This is a genomic window from Chryseobacterium jejuense (genome assembly GCF_900100075.1).
Lineage (GTDB): Bacteria > Bacteroidota > Bacteroidia > Flavobacteriales > Weeksellaceae > Chryseobacterium > Chryseobacterium jejuense.
Window position 1 is genome coordinate 103,274 of record NZ_FNEG01000001.1, and the last position, 20,528, is coordinate 123,801.

19 protein-coding genes are annotated in these 20,528 nt (G+C 34.9%); 9 read left to right on the plus strand and 10 right to left on the minus strand.

From position 1 onward, the window contains the following. Positions 1-15: 15 nt before the first annotated feature. Together BLS98_RS00505 and BLS98_RS00510 are read right to left on the minus strand one after the other, a co-directional pair. On the minus strand, positions 16-2,862 hold the full coding sequence (locus tag BLS98_RS00505) for a TonB-dependent receptor (RefSeq protein ID WP_089732537.1): 2,847 nt from the start codon (positions 2,860-2,862) through the stop codon (positions 16-18). Positions 2,863-2,998: 136 nt separating this feature from the next. Continuing rightward, the gene (locus tag BLS98_RS00510; RefSeq protein ID WP_089732539.1) at positions 2,999-4,048 is read right to left on the minus strand and encodes a helix-turn-helix transcriptional regulator; all 1,050 of its coding nucleotides are present in this window, start codon (positions 4,046-4,048) and stop codon (positions 2,999-3,001) included. A 143-nt stretch (positions 4,049-4,191) separates the two neighbouring features. Here BLS98_RS00510 and BLS98_RS00515 point away from each other — a divergent pair, with 143 nt between their 5' ends. Further along, entirely contained in the window at positions 4,192-4,623 is a 432-nt protein-coding gene (locus tag BLS98_RS00515) for a hypothetical protein (protein ID WP_139166048.1), read from the plus strand. 528 nt (positions 4,624-5,151) lie between these two features. Beyond that, on the plus strand, positions 5,152-5,910 hold the full coding sequence (locus BLS98_RS00520; protein ID WP_089732543.1) for a response regulator transcription factor: 759 nt from the start codon (positions 5,152-5,154) through the stop codon (positions 5,908-5,910). Between the two features lie 28 nt (positions 5,911-5,938). Here the strand turns inward: BLS98_RS00520 and BLS98_RS00525 are convergent, their stop codons facing one another. Further along, positions 5,939-7,048: a LytTR family transcriptional regulator DNA-binding domain-containing protein gene (locus tag BLS98_RS00525; protein WP_089732545.1), complete on the minus strand. Its 1,110-nt coding sequence runs from the start codon at positions 7,046-7,048 to the stop codon at positions 5,939-5,941. Positions 7,049-7,216: 168 nt separating this feature from the next. Between BLS98_RS00525 and BLS98_RS00530 the strand changes: the two genes are divergently transcribed. The 3 genes from BLS98_RS00530 (at position 7,217) to BLS98_RS00540 (ending at position 9,812) form a co-directional block, all read left to right on the plus strand. Beyond that, positions 7,217-8,188, plus strand: coding sequence for a heme-binding domain-containing protein (locus BLS98_RS00530; protein ID WP_089732547.1), 972 nt, complete (start codon positions 7,217-7,219; stop codon positions 8,186-8,188). After that, the gene (locus BLS98_RS00535; RefSeq protein ID WP_089732549.1) at positions 8,185-8,661 is read left to right on the plus strand and encodes a hypothetical protein; all 477 of its coding nucleotides are present in this window, start codon (positions 8,185-8,187) and stop codon (positions 8,659-8,661) included. Before BLS98_RS00530 ends, BLS98_RS00535 begins: the two co-directional genes overlap by 4 nt. Before the next feature lie 122 nt (positions 8,662-8,783). Next, complete coding sequence (locus tag BLS98_RS00540; protein WP_089734364.1) at positions 8,784-9,812, plus strand: L,D-transpeptidase; 1,029 nt, start codon at positions 8,784-8,786, stop codon at positions 9,810-9,812. Here BLS98_RS00540 and BLS98_RS00545 read toward each other — a convergent pair. The 3 genes from BLS98_RS00545 to BLS98_RS00555 form a co-directional block, all read right to left on the minus strand. Then, positions 9,805-10,332: a hypothetical protein gene (locus BLS98_RS00545; RefSeq protein ID WP_089732551.1), complete on the minus strand. Its 528-nt coding sequence runs from the start codon at positions 10,330-10,332 to the stop codon at positions 9,805-9,807. The two genes, BLS98_RS00540 and BLS98_RS00545, sit on opposite strands and share 8 nt — an antisense overlap. A 5-nt stretch (positions 10,333-10,337) precedes the next feature. Next, on the minus strand, positions 10,338-11,663 hold the full coding sequence (locus tag BLS98_RS00550) for a retropepsin-like aspartic protease (protein WP_089732553.1): 1,326 nt from the start codon (positions 11,661-11,663) through the stop codon (positions 10,338-10,340). A gap of 121 nt (positions 11,664-11,784) precedes the next feature. After that, complete coding sequence (locus BLS98_RS00555) at positions 11,785-12,423, minus strand: alpha/beta hydrolase (RefSeq protein ID WP_045494172.1); 639 nt, start codon at positions 12,421-12,423, stop codon at positions 11,785-11,787. Positions 12,424-12,776: 353 nt separating this feature from the next. On the opposite strand from BLS98_RS00555, the gene BLS98_RS00560 reads away from it, so the two are divergent. Next, entirely contained in the window at positions 12,777-13,211 is a 435-nt protein-coding gene (locus BLS98_RS00560) for a hypothetical protein (RefSeq protein ID WP_089732556.1), read from the plus strand. 48 nt (positions 13,212-13,259) lie between these two features. On the opposite strand, the gene BLS98_RS00565 is transcribed toward BLS98_RS00560, so the two are convergent. Then, entirely contained in the window at positions 13,260-13,898 is a 639-nt protein-coding gene (locus tag BLS98_RS00565) for a response regulator transcription factor (RefSeq protein ID WP_089732558.1), read from the minus strand. Further along, positions 13,888-15,861, minus strand: a complete 1,974-nt coding sequence (locus BLS98_RS00570; RefSeq protein ID WP_089732560.1) for an ATP-binding protein — start codon at positions 15,859-15,861, stop codon at positions 13,888-13,890. The genes BLS98_RS00565 and BLS98_RS00570 overlap by 11 nt, the downstream gene beginning before the upstream one ends. Positions 15,862-16,064: 203 nt before the next feature. Here BLS98_RS00570 and BLS98_RS00575 point away from each other — a divergent pair, with 203 nt between their 5' ends. Further along, positions 16,065-16,487 (plus strand): hypothetical protein, encoded by a 423-nt coding sequence (locus tag BLS98_RS00575; RefSeq protein WP_089732562.1) that lies wholly within the window; start codon positions 16,065-16,067, stop codon positions 16,485-16,487. A gap of 79 nt (positions 16,488-16,566) precedes the next feature. On the opposite strand, the gene tyrS is transcribed toward BLS98_RS00575, so the two are convergent. Continuing rightward, complete coding sequence (tyrS, locus tag BLS98_RS00580) at positions 16,567-17,862, minus strand: tyrosine--tRNA ligase (protein WP_089732563.1); 1,296 nt, start codon at positions 17,860-17,862, stop codon at positions 16,567-16,569. Between the two features lie 209 nt (positions 17,863-18,071). Here tyrS and BLS98_RS00585 point away from each other — a divergent pair, with 209 nt between their 5' ends. After that, positions 18,072-18,632 carry an RNA polymerase sigma factor gene (locus BLS98_RS00585; RefSeq protein ID WP_089732565.1) on the plus strand — a complete coding sequence of 187 codons (561 nt, stop codon included), beginning with the start codon at positions 18,072-18,074 and terminating at the stop codon, positions 18,630-18,632. 277 nt (positions 18,633-18,909) lie between these two features. On the opposite strand, the gene BLS98_RS00590 is transcribed toward BLS98_RS00585, so the two are convergent. Further along, a complete protein-coding gene (locus BLS98_RS00590) occupies positions 18,910-19,539 on the minus strand; it encodes a hypothetical protein (protein WP_089732568.1) in 630 nt (209 codons plus the stop codon). Between the two features lie 107 nt (positions 19,540-19,646). Between BLS98_RS00590 and lipA the strand changes: the two genes are divergently transcribed. After that, complete coding sequence (gene lipA, locus BLS98_RS00595; RefSeq protein WP_045494196.1) at positions 19,647-20,513, plus strand: lipoyl synthase; 867 nt, start codon at positions 19,647-19,649, stop codon at positions 20,511-20,513. Positions 20,514-20,528: the final 15 nt, after the last annotated feature.

The window sequence follows — 20,528 nt, forward strand, 5'->3', positions numbered from 1 at the left end:
GAATAAAATGTTTGATTAGAAGTTGTAAGTGAATCCCATTTGTCCGCGCATTCCTGAGTAGGAAATATTTTCTACGCGGTCTTTAGCTCCCATATAGTAGCGGTTAGGTTCATTGAAAATATTGTTAAGCTCCAGAAACAGCCGGACTTTCTTTGAAATACTGTAGGAAGTAGAAAGGTCTACTGTGAAGTTTTTATCAAAATATTGGTAATGATCTGCTCCTGCTGCAGCCCTGATCTCACTTACATAGTTTCCTTTATAGTTCCCGGCAACACGAAGCATCAGTTTACTGGTTTCATAAAACAAAATGGTATTGAAAATATGCTTGGCTTGATTAGGAATGGTAGTGGACATAGTTCCGGTCTGTTGCCCATTTTCATAGATCGGCATATTCATTTTGGACGAGATATAGGTGTAATTCCCTTCAAAACCTATATTTTTTAAGAACCCGGGCAGATTTTCAAAACGCTTGGAAATTCCGAACTCAAAACCGAATAATTTTGCTCCTTCCAGGTTTTTAGGAGCAGTGAAAGTATACGTTCTGCCGCCAATATCTGTCACCGACTGATCTTTATAAATAAGATTGGTGATGTCTTTATAGAATACTCCGGCAGTAATCAGATCCAGTTTTCCAAAATAGTTCTCAAACATCAGGTCAAAGTTGTTGGAGAATGTTGGGTCGAGTTTGGTATTTCCTTGGGTAATAGTATTGGTGATATCGTTTACGATGGTTCCCGGGTTCAGGTCATTAAAATCAGGTCTTGCAAAAGAACGGGTATAAGCCAATCGCAGAATACGATCATTGCTGATATTCCATTTTAAATTGACCATAGGAAGCACAACGTTATATGTTTTATTGTCTTTAATATCTTCCGTTTTATTATCCTTATCCGAAACTACCTTTTTACCCCAAAATGTAATATCGTTGTATTCATTCCTGAAACCTCCCAATACCTGAAGCTGGTCGGTAACTTTCCAGGTTCCCATCATATAAGCAGCCCATACATTTTCGGTTCCACGGTAAGAACTGGTGATATTGGAACTGCTATTTTTAGAGCTTACTTGCGTTAGCCCTAAACTATTCTGTGTAGTTGGATTATACATCTGATCAATCTGTCCGTTAGTAATGTGATCAATGATAGCCGAATTATAAGGATTTCCAAGAGGATTCATAAAACCGCCTCGGTAGGGAAATGCTTCACGTTCAAGCTGGCTCAGGTAGGTTGTGGGAGCTCCGGGAATACCAAGAGACGATTTAGGCATCCATACCAGTAAAGAACTGTCGACGTTTTTGTTCTTATTGTTATATTTTGTTCCGAATTTTAATTCAAAATTATCAGATACTTTATATTTTAAATCTAGCTGCCCTCTGAGATCCGTTTCGCTGTTGTGGTTTTGGCTGAGGATGATTTGGTTTAATTTTAATTTATCCGCTGCTATTGCCTGCTGGTTATAAGGCTGAGTATAACTTCCGGTATCTCCAATACCATCCGGAGCATCCATCGCCATATATTTTCTTCCATCTGCAGAAAGATTTCCGTAGGTCATTGGCTGTACAAAATTGACCATGGGATAACCTCTTTCATTTTGATCCAGGTTTTTCGGAGAATTGAATCTGAACTCAGAACGGGCTTTAGACAATGACCAGTTTACTTCCAGACGTTGTCCCACCTGATGATTTCCACCCAGCTGCATAGAATACAGATCGGTAAGATAGTCTGCATGACGGGCCTGAAGCGTTACATTTTTATTGTCGAAATTAAAATAGGTTTCTCTTACAGATTGTCCATCTTTGTATTGGCTGTATAAACCTTTAAAATATAATTTATTCCTGCTGTTGATCTCATAATCCAGGCCGAGATTAAACCCAAGCGTTCTTCGGTTGGCCAGATAATCACGAAGCTGCAGCTGATTGATGGAGTAGGAGGCTGTTTTATCTTTCAGTCCGTAGTTGAAAATATTTCTCATCTGATCTATAGCGGTAGAGCGCTCCCAGATTACTGCAGAAGAGATAAATTTCAGTTTATCGGTAATTTTGTTTCCATAAACAATGGAAGAATTATACGTTGGAGATTTCGACATATTAACGTATCCGGAAGACATACTGATGGCTAACGTTTCCTTATTGGGAGAAGTTTTAGTAATGAAATCTACATTCCCGCCAATAGCATCTCCATCCAGATCAGGAGTTAACGCTTTAGATAATCGGACATTCTGAATAAGTTCCGAAGGAAAAATATCCATTTGAACCCCACGGTTGGCATTATCACCGCTTGCACTAGGCATTCTGTTGCCATTTAAAGTAGAAGCAGTCCATTGTATAGGAGTTCCTCTTACCGCAACAAAGCGTCCTTCTCCCATATCACGTTCAATAGAAACTCCCTGCATTCGTTGCACAGCATCAGCGGCGTTACGGTCCGGAAGTTTTCCAATAGCATCAGCAGAGAGCACTTCTGTGATGGTGTTAGAGTTTTTCTTCATCGTAATGGCTCTGGCTTGCGAGGCTTTGTACACGCTGGTAACCACTACTTCCTGAATACTGTTTTCCTTAAGCTTAGCTCCGAATTTAACCAAACCAAGATCAACCTCCTTTTTGTCTGCTACATTGAAAGGAATGTAAACAGTATCATATCCCTTGTATTCTACGACAAGTTTGTAGCTTCCATCATGAATATTATTCAGAATAAAAGATCCATCGGTATTGGAGGTAACCTTTTGTCCGCTGTTTTCAATATAAACCAGCGCATTGGGAAGGTTTCCCTGACTGTCTACTACAGTTCCGTGAACTGAGGTCTGTGCAAAGGCCAAAGGGCCCAAAAGAAAAAATGCTGCTTTTGTTAAAAAAAGACTTTCTCGTGACATCTTAGTGAAATTTTATGCAAAGATGTCAGCTCATCAAAAAGTTTTAGTTCATTTAAATTTTAGACTACTTTTTCTGTTGAGTTCGCGGCGAACTGTATTGTAAATCAATAAATTACTAATATTAAATAATTGTAACTTAGTGAACAAGCTGAGAGGGCAGGCAGTCAAATTCCTTTTTAAAATATTTGTAAAAAGTAGATTTGGATTTGAAACCACATTGAAAAGCAAGATCAATAACACTGGCGGAAGGATCCTCAGATAAGATCTGTTTAAAATGTTGAATACGGTTTCTGTTAGTATATTCGTGGAAATTGGTGTTGAGGTGTTTGTTGAAGGTGATACTTAAATCGGCTTTGTTTATTTTTAAATGACCGGAAAGCTGATCTAATGTAAACTCTTCATCCAGATAAATAAGGCTTTCCTGGTAAAACGTGACAATAGCGCTTTGTACAGTATCAAAATCTATTTTTGAAAGATCTTTATATTGATAGGTTTCTTTAGGAACAGAAAGATGAGGTATATTCTGTTGTTTCAGGAGTCTGTGCTGGTACGTTAAAATATAAACGTACAAAATCCATCCGAACTGAAAAAGAAATAATAGACTGTAGATCTTCTGATAGATCAAAGTATTCCAGCCCAATTGGAAAACGGTCCAGAAAACTAATACTCCCATTAGTACATAACAAACCAGATATCGGAAATTGCTGGCTACCGGATGAGTAATGTTTTTACGGTATTTTGTCAGAAAATAAATGCATATAATCAGACATGCTACCCAATAATAGCTGTAATATGTAAAATAAGTCTGATAAGATCTGATCGCCATATCTGCCCATGATAGCTCAAAGATTTTTGCTGTAAGAGCAACAGCATGATGAATAACCACTAAGGTAAGCGGAAAGATCAGATATTTTAGCTTGTCACCCCACTTTGCGTGAATTAAGCAGGCCGTAATATATAAGAAAATAAGTCCTTTAAAAACACGAAGACTTCCTGGGATTTCATACAGAACAGATTCATAACCAAATCTTTGAATGATAAAATATTCATATCCCATATCCAATGCAACTACACCGATGTACAATAACAGCATATTCAGAACAGATTCTCTGTTTTTGATGAGATAGAGTAATAAGGTGAGGGTGATAAGTGCCTGTAGTACAACTACCATAATGATGTATAACATGATAACTGATATTTTGTCAAAATTATAGATAATATGGGTACGGCATCTTTAACAAATTATTAAATATCAGCCAGAGAATGAATAGAACAGAATTTTGTAGATTCAATAAGTTATGATTACTTTAGCATTTAAAGCAAAATTTGATGTCAAAAAAGAAGTTCATAGTATTATCAATATTGAAAACCTGGTTTTTCTCAACAATTATTTCTACTGTTCTCCTCATTGTGTTTATGAATCTGACTAAGCCGGAAACGAGTGAACATCCGAGAAATTGCGATATGAGCGGTTTGGCTTATGGTCTTGTGATTATTTGGCTTTTGTTTTTAAGTATTGCCTCGTTCAGTAGCTTGCTTTCATTTCTAAGATCATTTCAGAGCAAAATAAAAACAGCTCTTTGCTGGTTCCTGCTTCCGATTATTTTCATGATCTATTATTTCTTTATGATAACAGAAGGGCAAAAAATCAGTGGAGAAGATGTATTGTTTTTTCTGATCGCGAACTTTCCATGGCTTGCCTTTTGGACATTTTATTATTCTCAGTTTAACAGGATTTACTTTAAAGAGATTGATAAGTAATAATGGTGGATTCAACCAGCAGCTGAATTATTTTCGTGAAGGTAAAGAATGATTTGATGAATATAGGGTCAAAAAAAATTACTGCCTGGTAGGACAGTAATAGTAAAAATCAGTGATATGGTGGGGGATCAGTTTGTAAGCAGAGATTTATGCTGTTTATAAAGGCTGATCGGTGATGTTGCTTTTAATTCGGTCAATTATTTAATATTTAGTCTGAATTAGGTGTCATTGTCGGAGTTATTTTACGATAAAAACTTGACGAATCAACTTTGTTTGGACCGAATTTTTGGCAACTTCTATATCATGGTTATTGATGACATTGTTGGTTTCCTTTTTTCTAATTGCCTGTGTGCTATATCTTCCAGACCTATCCTAACGATGGTATTTCTGAAAAAAGGCACAATCATGCAAATCATTTGCAAATCTATATCACAGCATTTTGAGAATTGCTACACTTTTGTGTAGATTTGTGGTATGAAAGCTAAAAACTATCCTTTAGTGTAGTAGTGAAAAAAGCTTCTCAAAAATATGGAACAGATTAAAAGATTTTTTAACGAAAAAAATGAGGTCAGTAAAGATGCTGACATTGATTTAAGCCAGGGTGGAGATTATCTTGAGGCTATAAAAGCACTTGCCAGAACTACGTACCAAAGTTTGTATGTGATCAATTACCAGACTAAAGGATTTGAATATGTATCAGATAATCCTCTTTTTTTGTGTGGAAAAACCTCGGCAGAAGTAAAAGATCTTGGATATGCATTCTATTTTCAGAATGTAAAGCCGGAGGATATTGAAATGCTAATTAAAATTAATGAGGCAGGATTTAAATTTTACGATAAAATTCCGATAGAAGATAGAAAGCTATATTCCATTTCCTATGACTTCTATCTTATCAATAGTAAAAAGAATATGATCCTGGTAAACCATAAGCTTGCTCCTATGTTCCTTACAGAAAATGGGCAGGTATGGAAGGCGTTGTGTGCCGTTTCATTATCCAATAATACCTCTTCCGGAAATGTGGTGCTCAGTAAAGAGGGCTCAGATGAGATCTGGAGATATGATCTTACAGCAGATAAATGGGAGAAAGATGCAAGAATAAAATTGTCTTCCCGAGAGCATGAGATCCTGAGCCTGTATGCGAGTGGGTTAACAATCAGTGAGATTGCTGAAAAACTTTTTATTACATCAGATACCGTAAAATTTCACCGCAAAAAACTTTTCGAAAAAATTGGAGTTAGCAATATTGCAGAGGCTTTATCTTATGCTAAAATCAATAAACTACTTTAAATTTTGTAGAAAATAAATAGAAAAATGCTTACTGTTCCAGCCATTTCTTGAATTCTGAAACTCTGTTTTTACTGATGAGTATCATTTCATCACTTTCAGGTTTTACCATTAGCTTTAATTGATTTTTACCATACACAAGAATGTTATTAATAGCTTTTACATTAATAATAAACTGGCGGTTCGCTCTGTAAAACATTTGCGGATCTAAAGTTTTGATCAGTTCATCCAGACTGGAGTTGATAGAATATTGGCTTCCTGAGCATGTTTTTATGTAAACAATGTTATTTTCAAGAAAGAAATAAGCAATTTCTGAGGTTTCTAAAGACATCAATTCGTCTTTATGGTAAGTAATGATTCTTTTCTTTACATTATCAGTTGATTCTTCCCTTAAAAAGTCATTGTTATTTTCTTTGTGTTTTTCGTGAATTAAATGGAGCTGTGTATTGATAGCCGTTAAAGTATTCACTTCATCATTAAGGTTTTTAATCTCATCATTTTTCTGAGCTTCATATTTTTTATAGATCATTCGAATGAGAAAGAAACTTACTCCAAGAATTGATAAAGTGGCTATTAAAAATACAATGAGAAAAGTTAAATATAAATCAGAAATCTGCTGTTCTATTACATCAATATTGGCGTGTGAAGCTACCATCCAGTTACTGCCTTTTACAGGATAAAAACTTACAATTTCGGAAGCACGGTTTGAATTTTCATTAAAATGATGTATTCCTGTACTGGCTTTTCCTGAATGTAGTATCTCCAGAAAATCAAATTGCTTATTATCTAAAATAAATGCTGAGCTGTTGATCTCAACTTTTTGCCCCACTAAAGCTGGATTGGGATGACAAAGCTCAATACCTTTCTGATTATACATACAAATAAACCCGCTTTGTGTATCCGTATTTACAATGCTGCTTTGAAGATTCTGAATGACAGTTTCTTCTGAAAGACCTTGCTTAAGTTGCAATTCCAACAATTTTCCAATTTCACGAGCTTCTCTTTTCCCTGCCTCAAAAGTACTGTTGAACACATCTTTTTTAGAAGAAGAATATAAATATCGGAAAGAAAAAAAGCTGACAAGCAAAATCACAATGCTTATGGCGGAAAAAGTGATAGTATAAAGATTGATCTTTTTCATTAATAAGGAGTGAATTTCTAATTCGTTTCAAAATTACGGATTTATTCGCAAGAAAATATTCGCTTTTAAGGGTTGAATTTTCCCTTTCACTGATTGTTTAATAAGGTAAGGTGTTGGTTTCATATAACTTTGGTCTTAGAATTTAAATAAACTTAAAATGATTTTCTCATGAAAAAGAAGAATAAACTGATCTTAGTTTTGCTTGCTGGATTTGTAAGTTTACAGTTTTTTCGACCTGAAAAAATTGATTATGGAACAAAAACGCAAAACCTAACCAACGTTCCAAAAGAAGTTAATACCATTTTGCGAAGCTCATGTTTTGATTGTCATTCCTCACAAACCAATTTAAGATGGTATGATAAAATTACCCCGGCTAATTTTTTGGTTACATCACACATTAAAGAGGCTAGGAAAGTATTAGACTTCTCTCAATGGGATTCTTGGCCAAAAGCACAGCAGAATTCAACAATTTACTATGTGATTAACAAAGTTTTGTCAGGAGAGATGCCACTTCCAAGTTATGCGGCTGTTCATTCCTCTGCAAAATTGAATCAGGAGCAAATCCAGACATTGAAAAATTATGCTTTATCACTTGCACCTCGTAAAGCTTCAGGTGATTCACAAATAAAAGAGGCTGAAGAGCAATATAATTCCTGGGTAAAAGGAGAATTGAAAAAAACTCATGTAGAAGACGCTCCGAACGGACAGCATTATTTTCCGGATTACCGAAACTGGAAAGCGATTAGTACAACAGATCGGTTTGATAACGGAACGATGCGAATTATTTTTGGGAATACTATTGCAATAAAAGCAATTCAGGACCATAAAGTAAACCCTTGGCCGGATGGAACTGTCTTTGCAAAAACTGTTTGGAAACAACAGGTGCAAAAAGATGGAAGTATTTTTTCAGGTGAGTTTTTAGCAGTAGAATTTATGGTGAAAGATGCCAAAAAGTATTCAAAAACAAAAGGATGGAACTGGGCAAGATGGAAAGGAGCTGATCTAAAACCTTATGGAGGTGATACTCCAAATTTTGAGCAGGAATGCATCCAGTGTCATAAGCCTGTAGCCAATCGTGATTATGTTTTTACATCGCCGTTATACTTAATTTCTCAACTTAAAAAAATTCAGACAAAATGAAAAACTATAGTTTATTCTTAATTTTTGCTTTGGTATTATTGGTTTCCTGTCAAAAGAATTCTGAAAATATTCTTAATCTGGAAGCATCTATTGAACAAAGTGATGAACTGAAAGAAAACCCGCTTTTAATGAAACCTATCACGTCTTCTATTCAGCCCAAGATAAAAACAATGTCAACCTTGTATGGAAATGATATTGCATTTGATTACGCAAAAACAAATTTTAGTTCTGATTATCCTGAGAATGCAGTTTTGTATGAGGTAACCTGGGCTCAAAAACCTGATGAATTATGGTTTGGAGCCAATATTCCCAAAAGTATGATCTCTGTTGAGAAAATTAGCTTTCTTGATAAAGGTCTTATACTATACGAAATGTTTCAGGGAAAGGCCTTAAAGAGAGTGAAAACAGATAATAAAAATGAGAATTTACGGATAGATGCAATACTTTCTCAAAAAATGGCAGTTTCTCCATAATTTTTAGATTCCCGTATTTTCCCGGTATTTTTATTAATGATGGTTGTTATTTCATCTTTAGGTCTGATATTTGTATTGAGTAGAAAAACTGAAATACCAATTTATTTATAATGAACATATTTGTGAAAAAATCATTTCTATACGCCTGTTTATGCGCAGTATTTCTTGTTTCCTGTAAGAAAGAAATAGAAAAGATCAGCGATACTTTTAAAGATACAGTTTCTGCTTCCGAAACCCCGGAAACAGAAAAAGACTCTATAAAAAAAGATTCAGTACCTGTGGTGAAAAAAGAATCAGCTCCGCCTATGATGCAGGAGAATGGTTTTTATAATGCCTTTATCCTTCCAAAAGATAAAAAAATGAGGGATTCTGTATATGCAGAATTCAGTAAAAAATATGATGAGAAGGAACGTACCGCGATTTTGGCGTTAAACAGACTGGATTCTAAAAGCAAATGGAACGCTGATACTTTGGTAGTTCCTGCTAAAATAGATACCACTTTAATGGCTTATTCGCCATTCCCTATGCAGCTTGATGTGTTAAGTGGTGTGAAAAAATTTGTGATCTTCTCATATCCTATTCAGGCTTATGCAGTATATTCCAATGGAGGCCTTGTGAAATGGGGGCCAACGAGTATGGGTAAAAAGACGGCACAGACTACGAGAGGGCTTACTTTTGCCAACTGGAAAAAGAAACTGTCTATTTCCACGGTAAGCAGTGAATGGAAACTTCCTTACAACTTTAATATCCATAATATCGGTGGTATCGGATGGCATGAGTATACACTTCCCGGATATCCGGCATCACACTCATGTTTAAGATTACTGAGAAAAGATGCCCAATGGCTGTATTCTTATGCCGATACATGGATCCTGAATCCTGGTGGTGCAACTACAAAAGCAAGAGGTACTGCGGTAATGGTATTTGGTGACTATAAATGGGGCGGAAGAAGACCTTGGAAAAAGCTTCTGGATGATCCGAATGCCAATAATATATCTGTAGAAGAGCTAACGAAATTATTAGAACCGGATGTTCCTAAAATGCTGAAAGAGCAGGCCAACAGAGAAAAAGTGGCAGACTCTATTAAAACAGCCAAAGCAATGGCAGCACCTGTTCAGAATGAAAGACCTACAGATACGCTGTCTAAATAATCTTCTTTTCAAACTGTAAAGTAGATTCTTCAGCAAACTGTCTTAGCTTAAGCATTTCATCTTTCCCTTTATGCTGCCCGAATCTTGCAGCAAGATAGGTGAGAAGAATAAAAAATAACATAACAAAAGAAGCGCTCAGTGCCCAAGGGTATTCAGCGCTTTTTATTTGCTTTTCCACGTAATACATGGTAAAGAATGTCATCCAAAAGATTGAAAAGGAAAAATATAGGAACATAAAGAACGTCCACACTGCAGAGCTGGGACCAAATACTCCTCGTATTACAGTTTCATCTTCTTCTATTTCGACACGTAAAGCAAGGCGTGGTTTCCAGTAATTGTCATCTTTTGTTTCCACCCAGATAGTGGCAACCTCTTTATTGATATTACCGGAGAATTCATTTTTATGTTCTGCGAGATATTTTTTCAGATTTTCTGCATACTCTTCCTTAGTAAGATGAGTAAACATCTTAAATCTTGGCCGGGTTCTTATTCTGTCTAACGTGGTTTCTTCAGTTGTCATATTATTTATTCTTGATAAGGAATAGGGTCTTCCAGATTAAAACGGAAAGTTAATTTTTCTTCTTGTCTTTGAATGATCATGGTGATAGTTCGTCCTTCTGAGGATTTCATAATTTCAAGAATTTTTTCAAGCGTCATGTCTGAAGTTTTATCTCCATTGATGCTGATCACTTTGTCATCCTTTTTTAAACCTGCTTCATAGGCCGGCGAATCTTTTCTCACTCCTGCAATTGCAAACATAGGTTTCAGACTAAATTTATATTGAAATGAGTCTTTATAAACTTCATTTGCATTAGTGGTACCAGACATTGGTTGAGTTTCAATTTTAACCTTATCCTGTTGCCATTCCAGTCCATCTTGTCTGAAATCCAGTCCGCTCATATTAAAGTGGAAAGGATCGTCAAAGTTCCTGTTCTTCTTCAAATATAGCTTATTGTTAGGATAATCGAAAATGAGAGAAAATCGTCTCATGATTTCCCCACCTACAGAACCTTTCCTGTCTTTTACCAGATTCACATGCTGAATAGAGTATTCATCAGGCATTGCGGTAAGAGGTTTTTCAAATTTAAAATCACCAAGATAAAAATTATGAATTCTGCTTCTTTTACCATAAATATCTCCATTGAATCCGCGGCCAAGAAAATCATCAATATTAGGCCTGTTATAAACAAAATCTTTGATAAGAGTAGGGAAGAGCCATATTGCATCACTGTTTCCAAGGTCAATCAGAAGTTTTGATGCTTTCTTTTCACGGGTCATTTCTACATCAGCGTTAAGATAGGGTTTGTCCTTTTCAATACTGATCGGAAGTTCATCAAACTTTCTTACTTTTCTTTTTAATACATCTATACTTTCGTAGACTGTTATTTTTTTAGAAATATAATCAATAGCAATAGGATGATCTTTGAAAAAGTGATAACCGATAACTCCGTTTACAGGAATTCCTACGTGGGAAGAAATATTGAATTCTTCACTAAGGATTACATAAAGGGACATGGAGGTGTTAATCATTACATCTCCAATCCTAGCTAAATTACGCTCCGATTTTAATCCATCAATACTTAAGTTCCCCCCAAGCCCGGAAAATTTTATTTTTTCAACATTATCCAGTTTAAGTTCTTTATTTTCTAAGCTGAATAAAATGGTTTCCGCAACTCCAGTGTCCACCATAAAAGTCAGTTCTGCACCGTTAATGTTAATGGGAATGAACATCAGATTGTTGATGAGTTGAAAGGGGATTACTGCTTTTGGTGTATTGATGAGCCGGAAAGAGTTCTGGGCATGAATAAAAATACCCAATAATAAACCCAGTAAAAGTAGCTTTAGTTTCATTTACTGAATTTACTGAATTTATCTTTATTGTAATAAAAAAACATTCCAAATACAGGAATGTTTATATGAACTACAATGAAGTTGTTGTTTTTGTTGAATTTATTTGAAAATTAAAAATGGTTTATTTAGAGAAGAAATCCATTAAATCCATGTAGTTTTTCTGATTAACGCCATGTCCACTCATGTATTCTCTGAATGTGAAATAGCAATTAAGGTCATAAAGCAGTTCTGCAGCCTTTCTACCCCAATCAATTGGGATCACTGCATCATCTGTACCGTGGGATACAAAGAATCTTAGTTTCTCCAGTTTCTTTTTGTCCTTTACAATTCCGTCTAGGATTTTCTCTTCTGCATAAGCACTTAAACAGGCAATATTTGTAAATAACTCAGGATATTTTAAGGCCAATGCATAACATAATATTCCACCCTGGCTGAATCCACATAAATGTACTTTACTTTCTGTAAGACCGTAATTATTTACTATTTTTAATATACTTTCCAATACAGCATTTAAAGACTCCTTAGCCTGAGGAACATCAATGAAATTTTCAGGATCGTTAAAATTAATATCATACCATGAATATCCTTCAAATTGAGTATCTCTTGGAGCTCTGAAACTAATGATAATCCAATCTTGTGGAAGGGTTTCTCTAAAGCTGAAAAGGTCCTGTTCATTGCTGCCGTAGCCGTGAAGCATAAAAAGTATAGGAGTAGAAGAGGTAATATTTTCCGGCTCTCTTACTAAGTAATCTAAATTCATACAGCAAATATAATTAATAAATTACATTGTAAATCCCAACTTTTATGATTCATGCAAACGAGGTTGAAAATTGTTTTAAAAGATAAAAAGTAAGGGTTAATCTTTGAATAAAAGCACTATAATTCTAATTGTGGTATTGTTGGTTTTTATCAGTATTAAAATAATTCTAAATATAAAGATGTTTTATGTTTAATAATTAAGGAATTACGTTGTATTATTGAGTTTTTTAAGTTTGATTTTGTTTTTATTGATTTGATATTTTTTATAAAAAAATGTTGTAAAATTTTTATTAAAGATATTTTTATATTAATAAAAAACTTATATTTGGAACATTAAAAAATCTATTTGGAGAAATGAAGCAATTTTACAATTTAAAAAGTTTACTTAGACTTTCTTCTTTATTCGTTTTGTTATTTTCAGTGATTACTGTTGTCAATTCGTGTAAAAAAGATGACGATGATGAATTTCAGGATCATGTGGTTCTATTTTCAGCGAAAGCTACAACAGGATCAAAACTTATTTCTGTGGTTACTCAGGTAGGTACTGCCCAGAATACCATATTTAGTACTCCTACTGCAGAGTTAAAAGAAGGTTGGAATAGTGGAGATATGTGGGTAAATTCTAGTCAGGCACAGCTTAATTTTGCGGCTAATGCTATGTTACCACAAGACAATTCTGAACTTATAATTACTCTTATGATAGACGGAGAAGTTGTAAGAACTGCCAAAGTTACCGGAAAAGGAGATAACAAAGTTGTAAAGCTTGCTTATAGTTTCCTTGAACCATAAATAAACTTTCTATATAATAAAATAAAAACCGCTCTTGAAGCGGTTTTTTTATTTTTCAATCAGGTTATATTCTAGCGCCTGGTTGATGAGTTCTGTAGAGTTTTTAACCTGAAATTTCTGAAGGAGATTTTTACGGTGAGTATCTACCGTAAGTGGGCTTAAAAAGAGCTCTTCTGCGATCGTATTGCTTGTTTTGCCCTGTGCTACAAGATGCAGAATCTGTTTTTCCCTTTTAGTGAGCCTGGGAATGAGAAAATCATTTTGGGAAGGTCTGCTGATGATCTGTTTGGTTTCATTACAAAAGACAATGTCTCCGGATAATGCTCCTTTGATACAAATCACCAATTCTTCAATGGATGTATTTTTGAGAAGGTATCCACTAGCCCCGTTTTGAATAGACTGCATGATGATGCTTCTTTCAGAACGGTTACTGAACATAATCACTGAAGTTTCGGGTGATATTTTTTTAATTTCCCTGCAAAGTTCCGTACCATTGGCATCAGGCAGAGTGATGTCCAAAAGAATAATATCAACTTTATTATTGCTGATAAAGCTGATAATCTCTGAACCGGAAATAAACGTTTCGGGAATATTAAAAGAAGGCTGGCTTTTTAGCATCATTTTCAGTCCTTCGATAACGATAGGGTGATCGTCCACGATAACAATATTTATTTTTTCATTCTCCATCTATGTTGAGTTCTATATTAATGGTTGTGCCTTGATGGTCTGAGCTGATTTCCATGTTTCCTTTCAGATAATCAACCCTGTTTTTTAAGTTGCGAAGTCCCATACTTTTGGTTTGCGGTGCTTTTTTGCTTTCAAATCCTTTTCCGTTGTCTTCAATAGTGATGAGGAAATCTTTTTCAGATTGAGAACACTGCAATAAGATACTGGTAGCTTCAGAATGTTTAATGGCATTAGCCAATAATTCCTGAGCAATCCTGTAAATGTTAAGCTGGATATTTAGGGGTAGATTCTTTTCAATATTGATCGCTTGGAAATCAATCTCGATATCTTTTCTGTTGTAAAACTCACAAAGGTCGTTCAGGGCAATTTCCAACCCAAAATTAAGCAATGATTCAGGCATAAGGTTTCTTGCTACATGCCGAAGTTCCCCTACAGAATTATCCAGCTGTCCCAGGATTTTATAAAACTCGTGATCTTTGTGAGGATCCAAATGACTGGCTGACCATGTTGAAAAATTGATTTTTACTCCGGCCAGCATTCCGCCTAAGCCATCATGAAGATCTCTTGCAATACGCTCTCTTTCCCTTTCTTCTCCTTCAAGAATTGCTTTGGTTAAAGAGAGTTCTTCCTTTTGTCTGATATCATTAATCTTCTGTTGAGAGATTTTTTTATTTTTTCGAAAGATGATATAAAGGAAGATGAGAAGGCATACAACTAATAGCAAAATAAGACTTAATCCCCATAAATAAGAGTTTTTCTTATTCACTTCCAGCTCTTTCTGATTCTTTTCCGCATTTAATGTGGCTATTTTTCTTTCTTTTTCTGCAGCATTGAATTTGGACTCAATTTTATTGATCTCAAGCTTTACATTTTCAGTATTCAGACTATCATTAAGTTTGGAATATTTCTGTTCCCATACCAGAGCCTCTTTAGTGTTACCCATCTCTTCATTTAGAGAGGAAAGCTGCTTATAAATAGTTTTTCTGTTGTTAAGATCAAGAGCAAGGGATTTCTCGGTTAAAATATCTTTCAAAGCGTCCTTAGCCTCATTATATCTTTTTAATTTTCTTAAAATGTCGTACTTGTTGAAATAAAACATCTGTGCCAATAGATTCTGATTAAACCTTTTGGCATAAGAAAGTCCTTTTTCAATAACAGGTAATGCTTCAGAATTTTTTTGCCGGGTAATAAAATAAAGTGTTTTGCTGTAATAGTAAAAAGCATTGACGGAAGAATCCGGATAAGGACTGATAAGGGCTTCAGCTTTATCTAAAAACTTTTTAGCTTCATCTCCTTTGGCCTGATAACAAAAATTGTTTGAATAATTGAGGTAGGTGAAAAATAGTTCTGAAGAATTCGGATAGTATTTTTCAAGAATTTTTAAAGCTTTAGCATTATACTCTTCAGACTTTTTAAGTTCAGCATTGTAAGTAAGGATAACAGCAAATTGAGTATACAAAAACCCCAGGTTTCTGCTATTTTCATATTTTTTAGCCAGTGGGATACTTTTTTCGAGAATAGTCTTTACCAAAAAAGGATAGCCTTCCTTGTCTTTTTGGGTTACTCCATAACTATACCATGCTGAAGCCTGGAGGAGATCAGATTCTTCATTTTTGAACTTTGATAATGCTTTAATAGCCTTTTGATATGAAACAGCTGCTTTTGCTTTATTTCGGTCCAGATTATATTGCGCTTCATAGAAATCATACTTAGCTGAAAGAAAAGCATCACTTTTGATGAGTGCTTTTCCACTTTCCAGATATTTTTTACTTGAAACTGAATCAATATTTCTGTAATAATTTGATAAAAGAAAAACGGCATTTGCGTTCGCTGTTGTTGTTCCATTACTTCTTAAAATGCTTTGTAAGCTGTCTAAATAAGGTTTTTCATCAAGTGGAATCAGTTGCTGCGATTGTACACCAAAGGATAGGAATAGGCTTAAAAGGATCAGTAATCTCTTCATCAGGTATCAGTTCTGTAGAATATATTTTTTATAAACGGTCAATTTAATTAAAAATTTTAGCATAAAAAATACCAGTATTTAGGTAGAAAAAATTACACGATTTTCAGGATTGATAAAGTTTCAGGACTCCAATAGCTTTGCAGGTACGGAATCACTAATCATAGAATATCAAATAAAGCAACTAAAATTTAAACAAAAAGATTATGAAAAAAACGAGAATAAGCCAGCTATTGAAAGGTACATTTGTAGTACTTCTTGCAACGATGTTAATGGGATTTGTAGCCTCTTGTAGTAAAGATGATGACGATACCCCGAACGTAAATGGAGCAGGAAAAAGCCACAAAGTAGTTTTTAAAGCAATAGCTTCTGGGGGAAGTGATATAGATGTGGCAGTGTATGGGATTGATGGTAATCCAACTACTGCTTCCAGTCTCAGCGGAACAACATGGTCTAGTCCTGAAGTAACTTCAGAAAAAGGAGCTTATAATGCAAACGTAGCAGTAAATGCTGTAGGTACAAACGCATCTTCTACCTTAAAAGTTCAGATCTGGGTAGATGGCGAACTGAAAAAAGAAGGAACTTCCAGCGGTCAGTATTTATCTGCTTCTGCAAGTTATGTATTTTAGAAAAAACTAATACTTTCAAAATAAAAAGTGGCGCTGAGATTCATCTCAGCGCCACTTGCTTTTTTATATGGTATTTAAATTAAATCACCTTTACAATGAAATAGCTTTTCTTCCCTTTTTGAAGCAATAAGAACTTGCCATCAATAAGATCTGTTTCATTTGCTGTAAAAGTATCATTTACTTTTTGCTTGTTTACAGAGATAGAATTTCCTTTGATTTCTCTCTGTGCTTCACTCTTAGATTTCAGGAATCCTGACTTTTCAGAAAGAAGATCAACAATGTTTATGGCTAATACATCAGCTTTTGCTACTTCTTTTTGTGGAACCCCATCAAAAACTTCAAGGAAAGTTTCTTCGTCAAGACTTACCAAATCTTCAGCAGTAGAACGTCCGAAAAGAATTTCAGAAGCTTTAAGCGCTTTTTCATATTCTTCCCTTCCATGTACCCAAACGGTTACTTCTTCAGCTAGTCTTTTTTGAAGTTTTCTCTCGTGGGCTGCTGTTTTATGCTCTTCAATTAAAGCTTCAATTTCTTCTTTTCCAAGGAATGTATAGAATTTAATGAATCTTTCAGCATCTTCATCGGTAGCATTCAGCCAGAATTGGTAGAATTTGTATGGAGAAGTTTTCTTTTTATCTAACCAGTAGTTTTCTCCGCTTTCAGATTTTCCGAATTTAGAACCATCCGCTTTTGTAATCAAAGGAACTGTTAAAGCAAATGCTTCACCTTGAGCTTTTCTACGGATTAATTCTGTTCCTGTAGTGATATTTCCCCACTGATCAGAACCTCCCATCTGAAGCTTTACATTATTATTTTGGTATAGGTGAAGGAAATCATATCCCTGAATCAACTGATAAGTAAATTCTGTAAAACTCATTCCATCTGCTCCAGATTCTCCAGAGAATCTCTTCTTTACGGAATCTTTAGCCATCATGTAATTAACTGTGATGTTCTTCCCAACATTTTTAGCAAAATCAAGGAAAGAAATATTCTTCATCCAGTCGTAGTTGTTTACCAGTTCCGCTTTATTAGGCTCATTTCCTGCAAAATCAAGGAATCTTGAAAGTTGGTTTTTTAAACAATCTACATAGTGTAAAAGAGTTTCCTCATCCAAAAGATTTCTCTCTGCAGATTTTCCGGATGGATCACCAATCATTCCTGTAGCCCCACCTACCAAAGCAATAGGTTTGTGACCATGCTGCTGGAAGTGTGCTAAAATTTTTATCTGAATAAGACTTCCGATATGTAAAGAATCGGCCGTTGGATCAAAACCAATATATGCAGTAGTTACCTCTTTATTCAGTTGTTCATCGGTTCCAGGCATCATATCAGCAAACAGACCACGCCATTTAAGTTCTTCTATAAAGGAATTCATTGATTTTTTTCTTTAAAATTTTAAGTTGCAAAGATAATAAATTCAAAAGTATAAAGTGAAAAGGATAGGGAGGGAAATAGGAAAAGGATTGAAATAATAAATAAAATAAATACTTTCTCTGATTGACTATTCACTTGTGAAGCAAAATTCACTATTGACAGCTGATTGGGCTTTGCATTTTCAACCCAAATATTCTATATTTGTTATTAATGAACGATGAACAGCTATTTCTCCTCATTCAAAAGGCCAAAGATAAAGATCAGAAGGCTCAGACTAAACTCATTAATGTTTTTTGGGTGGATGTTTTCTCTTTTGTGATGAAAAAAGTGAAAGATGAAAATGATGCCGATGAAATCACTGTGAATGTTTTTTCCAAAGTATTGTCGAAATTGGATATGTTCGATCCGCATTTTCAGTTTAAAACCTGGATTCTAACCATTGCTCAGAATACTGTTATTGATTTTTGGAGAAAAAAGAGTCGTGAAAATGAAGACGCTGTTGAAAATCTTGATGAGGTTAAAAATCAATATGCAAAATCCCCTGAGGAACTTTTAATCTCTGAAGAAGAGCAAAAGAAAATCATTAAAGCCATTGAATCTCTGGATGCTAATTATCAGGACATCATTAAGCTGAGGTTTTTTGAAGAAAAGAGCATAAAGGAAATAGCCGAAGAATTGGGCATTTCTGTCGCTAACACAAAAGTTCGTGTGATGCGTGCTAAAAAGGTTCTTGCTGAATTGCTTAAGAATAATGAGTTTGAAGATAACTGAGAATGTTGTTGGAAAACGCAAAGACGCTAAATGTTATACTATATTTAAGACTCAAAGATTTTATCTCCGATAAAATTGAATACTGTTTATCCCTCGCTGATTTAGCAGATAACGCAGATGACATTAGGGACATCAAAATCAATTATTTAATGCACAAATAAGATATCTGATATCTAGTTTTTAAACTATGTATCTATGTGGTTCAAAAATAATTAACCACATAGATACATAAGTGATAATCAAATGTTTAATTAGAAAAATAATTATTAGTAGTTGGTTACAGGAAAATTTCCTGTTTGCTTTTAGGAAGTACAATCTTTATACTTTTATCATTTCTGTTCTGGAGATTAATTTTTATTCCCTTTTTAATGTATGTTTCCTTTTGAGAAGGGCCATATTCTTTAATATCATCCACCTCATTTTTAAAATTAATCTGTCCTGTAGAAAGGTTGAAGTCTACATTTTTAATATAATCTCCCGGCCTTCCGGAGCTTGATGTATGTCCTATCAATTCAAAATGACCGTTTTGATATCTGTATTTATCAGTATAAGCCCATTTCCAACTGCTACCTCCGAAATGATTAATAATCAGTATTCCTTTCTCTATACTCGTTCCTGAATAAGGATCACCCATAATGCCTCCGGATTCACTATCAAGAATTGCATTTGTTGATTTTTCCAGAATTGTCCATTGTCCATTAACTTTTTTCAGAATCTGAATTTCGCGGATTTCACCAAGTTCTCCGGGATCTTTTGTATTGTAAACTATTACTTTTTCGGGAATTTGATCTCCATCAAGATCTCCATCCACAGTTTGTAGGATGGTTGAACCTTTTGGCTGAAATTCTTTTTGAGCCCAACAAAAGGTACTGGAAATAAGTGTTAAGATGCAGAATATGGTCTTCATACAATATTTTGAGTTTTGAAATTACAAAATTATATGTTTCATCAATATCTGTGTTTGATTGTTTCGATAAAAAAATCACTAACTTTGAACCTCAATTTGAGAAATAAATGGAGAATTTAGTTCAAGATACTACCGTTCAAAAACCAAAATGGATTCGTGTAAAACTTCCTACCGGAAAGAACTACAGAGAATTAAGGACTTTGGTTGATAAATATAAATTAAACACCATTTGCCAAAGCGGAAGCTGCCCGAATATGGGGGAGTGCTGGGGAGAAGGTACGGCAACGTTCATGATTTTAGGAAATATCTGTACAAGAAGCTGTGGATTCTGTGGAGTAAAAACAGGAAAACCGCTTGATGTAAACTGGGATGAACCTGAAAAAGTGGCGCGTTCGATCAAATTAATGAAGATCAAACATGCCGTTCTTACTTCTGTAGACCGTGATGATATTAAAGATATGGGATCTATCCTTTGGGCAGAAACTGTAAATGCTGTAAGAAGAATCTCTCCGGGAACAACAATGGAAACGCTAATTCCGGATTTCCAGGGAATCACCAAACATATTGACAGATTGGTAGACGTTGCTCCTGAAGTAATCTCTCACAACATGGAGACTGTAAAACGTTTGACCAGAGAAGTGAGAATTCAGGCAAAATATGAAAGAAGCCTTGAGGTTTTAAGATATTTAAAAGAAGCCGGACAAAGAAGAACCAAAACAGGAGTTATGCTTGGTTTAGGTGAAACTAAAGACGAGGTTTTCCAGACGATTGAAGACATCAGAAATGCTAATGTAGATGTTATCACTCTAGGACAATACTTACAGCCAACCAAAAAACATCTTCCTGTAAAGAGATTCATTACTCCGGAAGAATTTGATGAACTGGGAGACTTTGCAAGAAGCTTAGGTTTCAGACATGTTGAAAGTTCACCTCTAGTAAGAAGTTCTTACCACGCAGAAAAACATATTCATTAAAATATAGACCGCTCA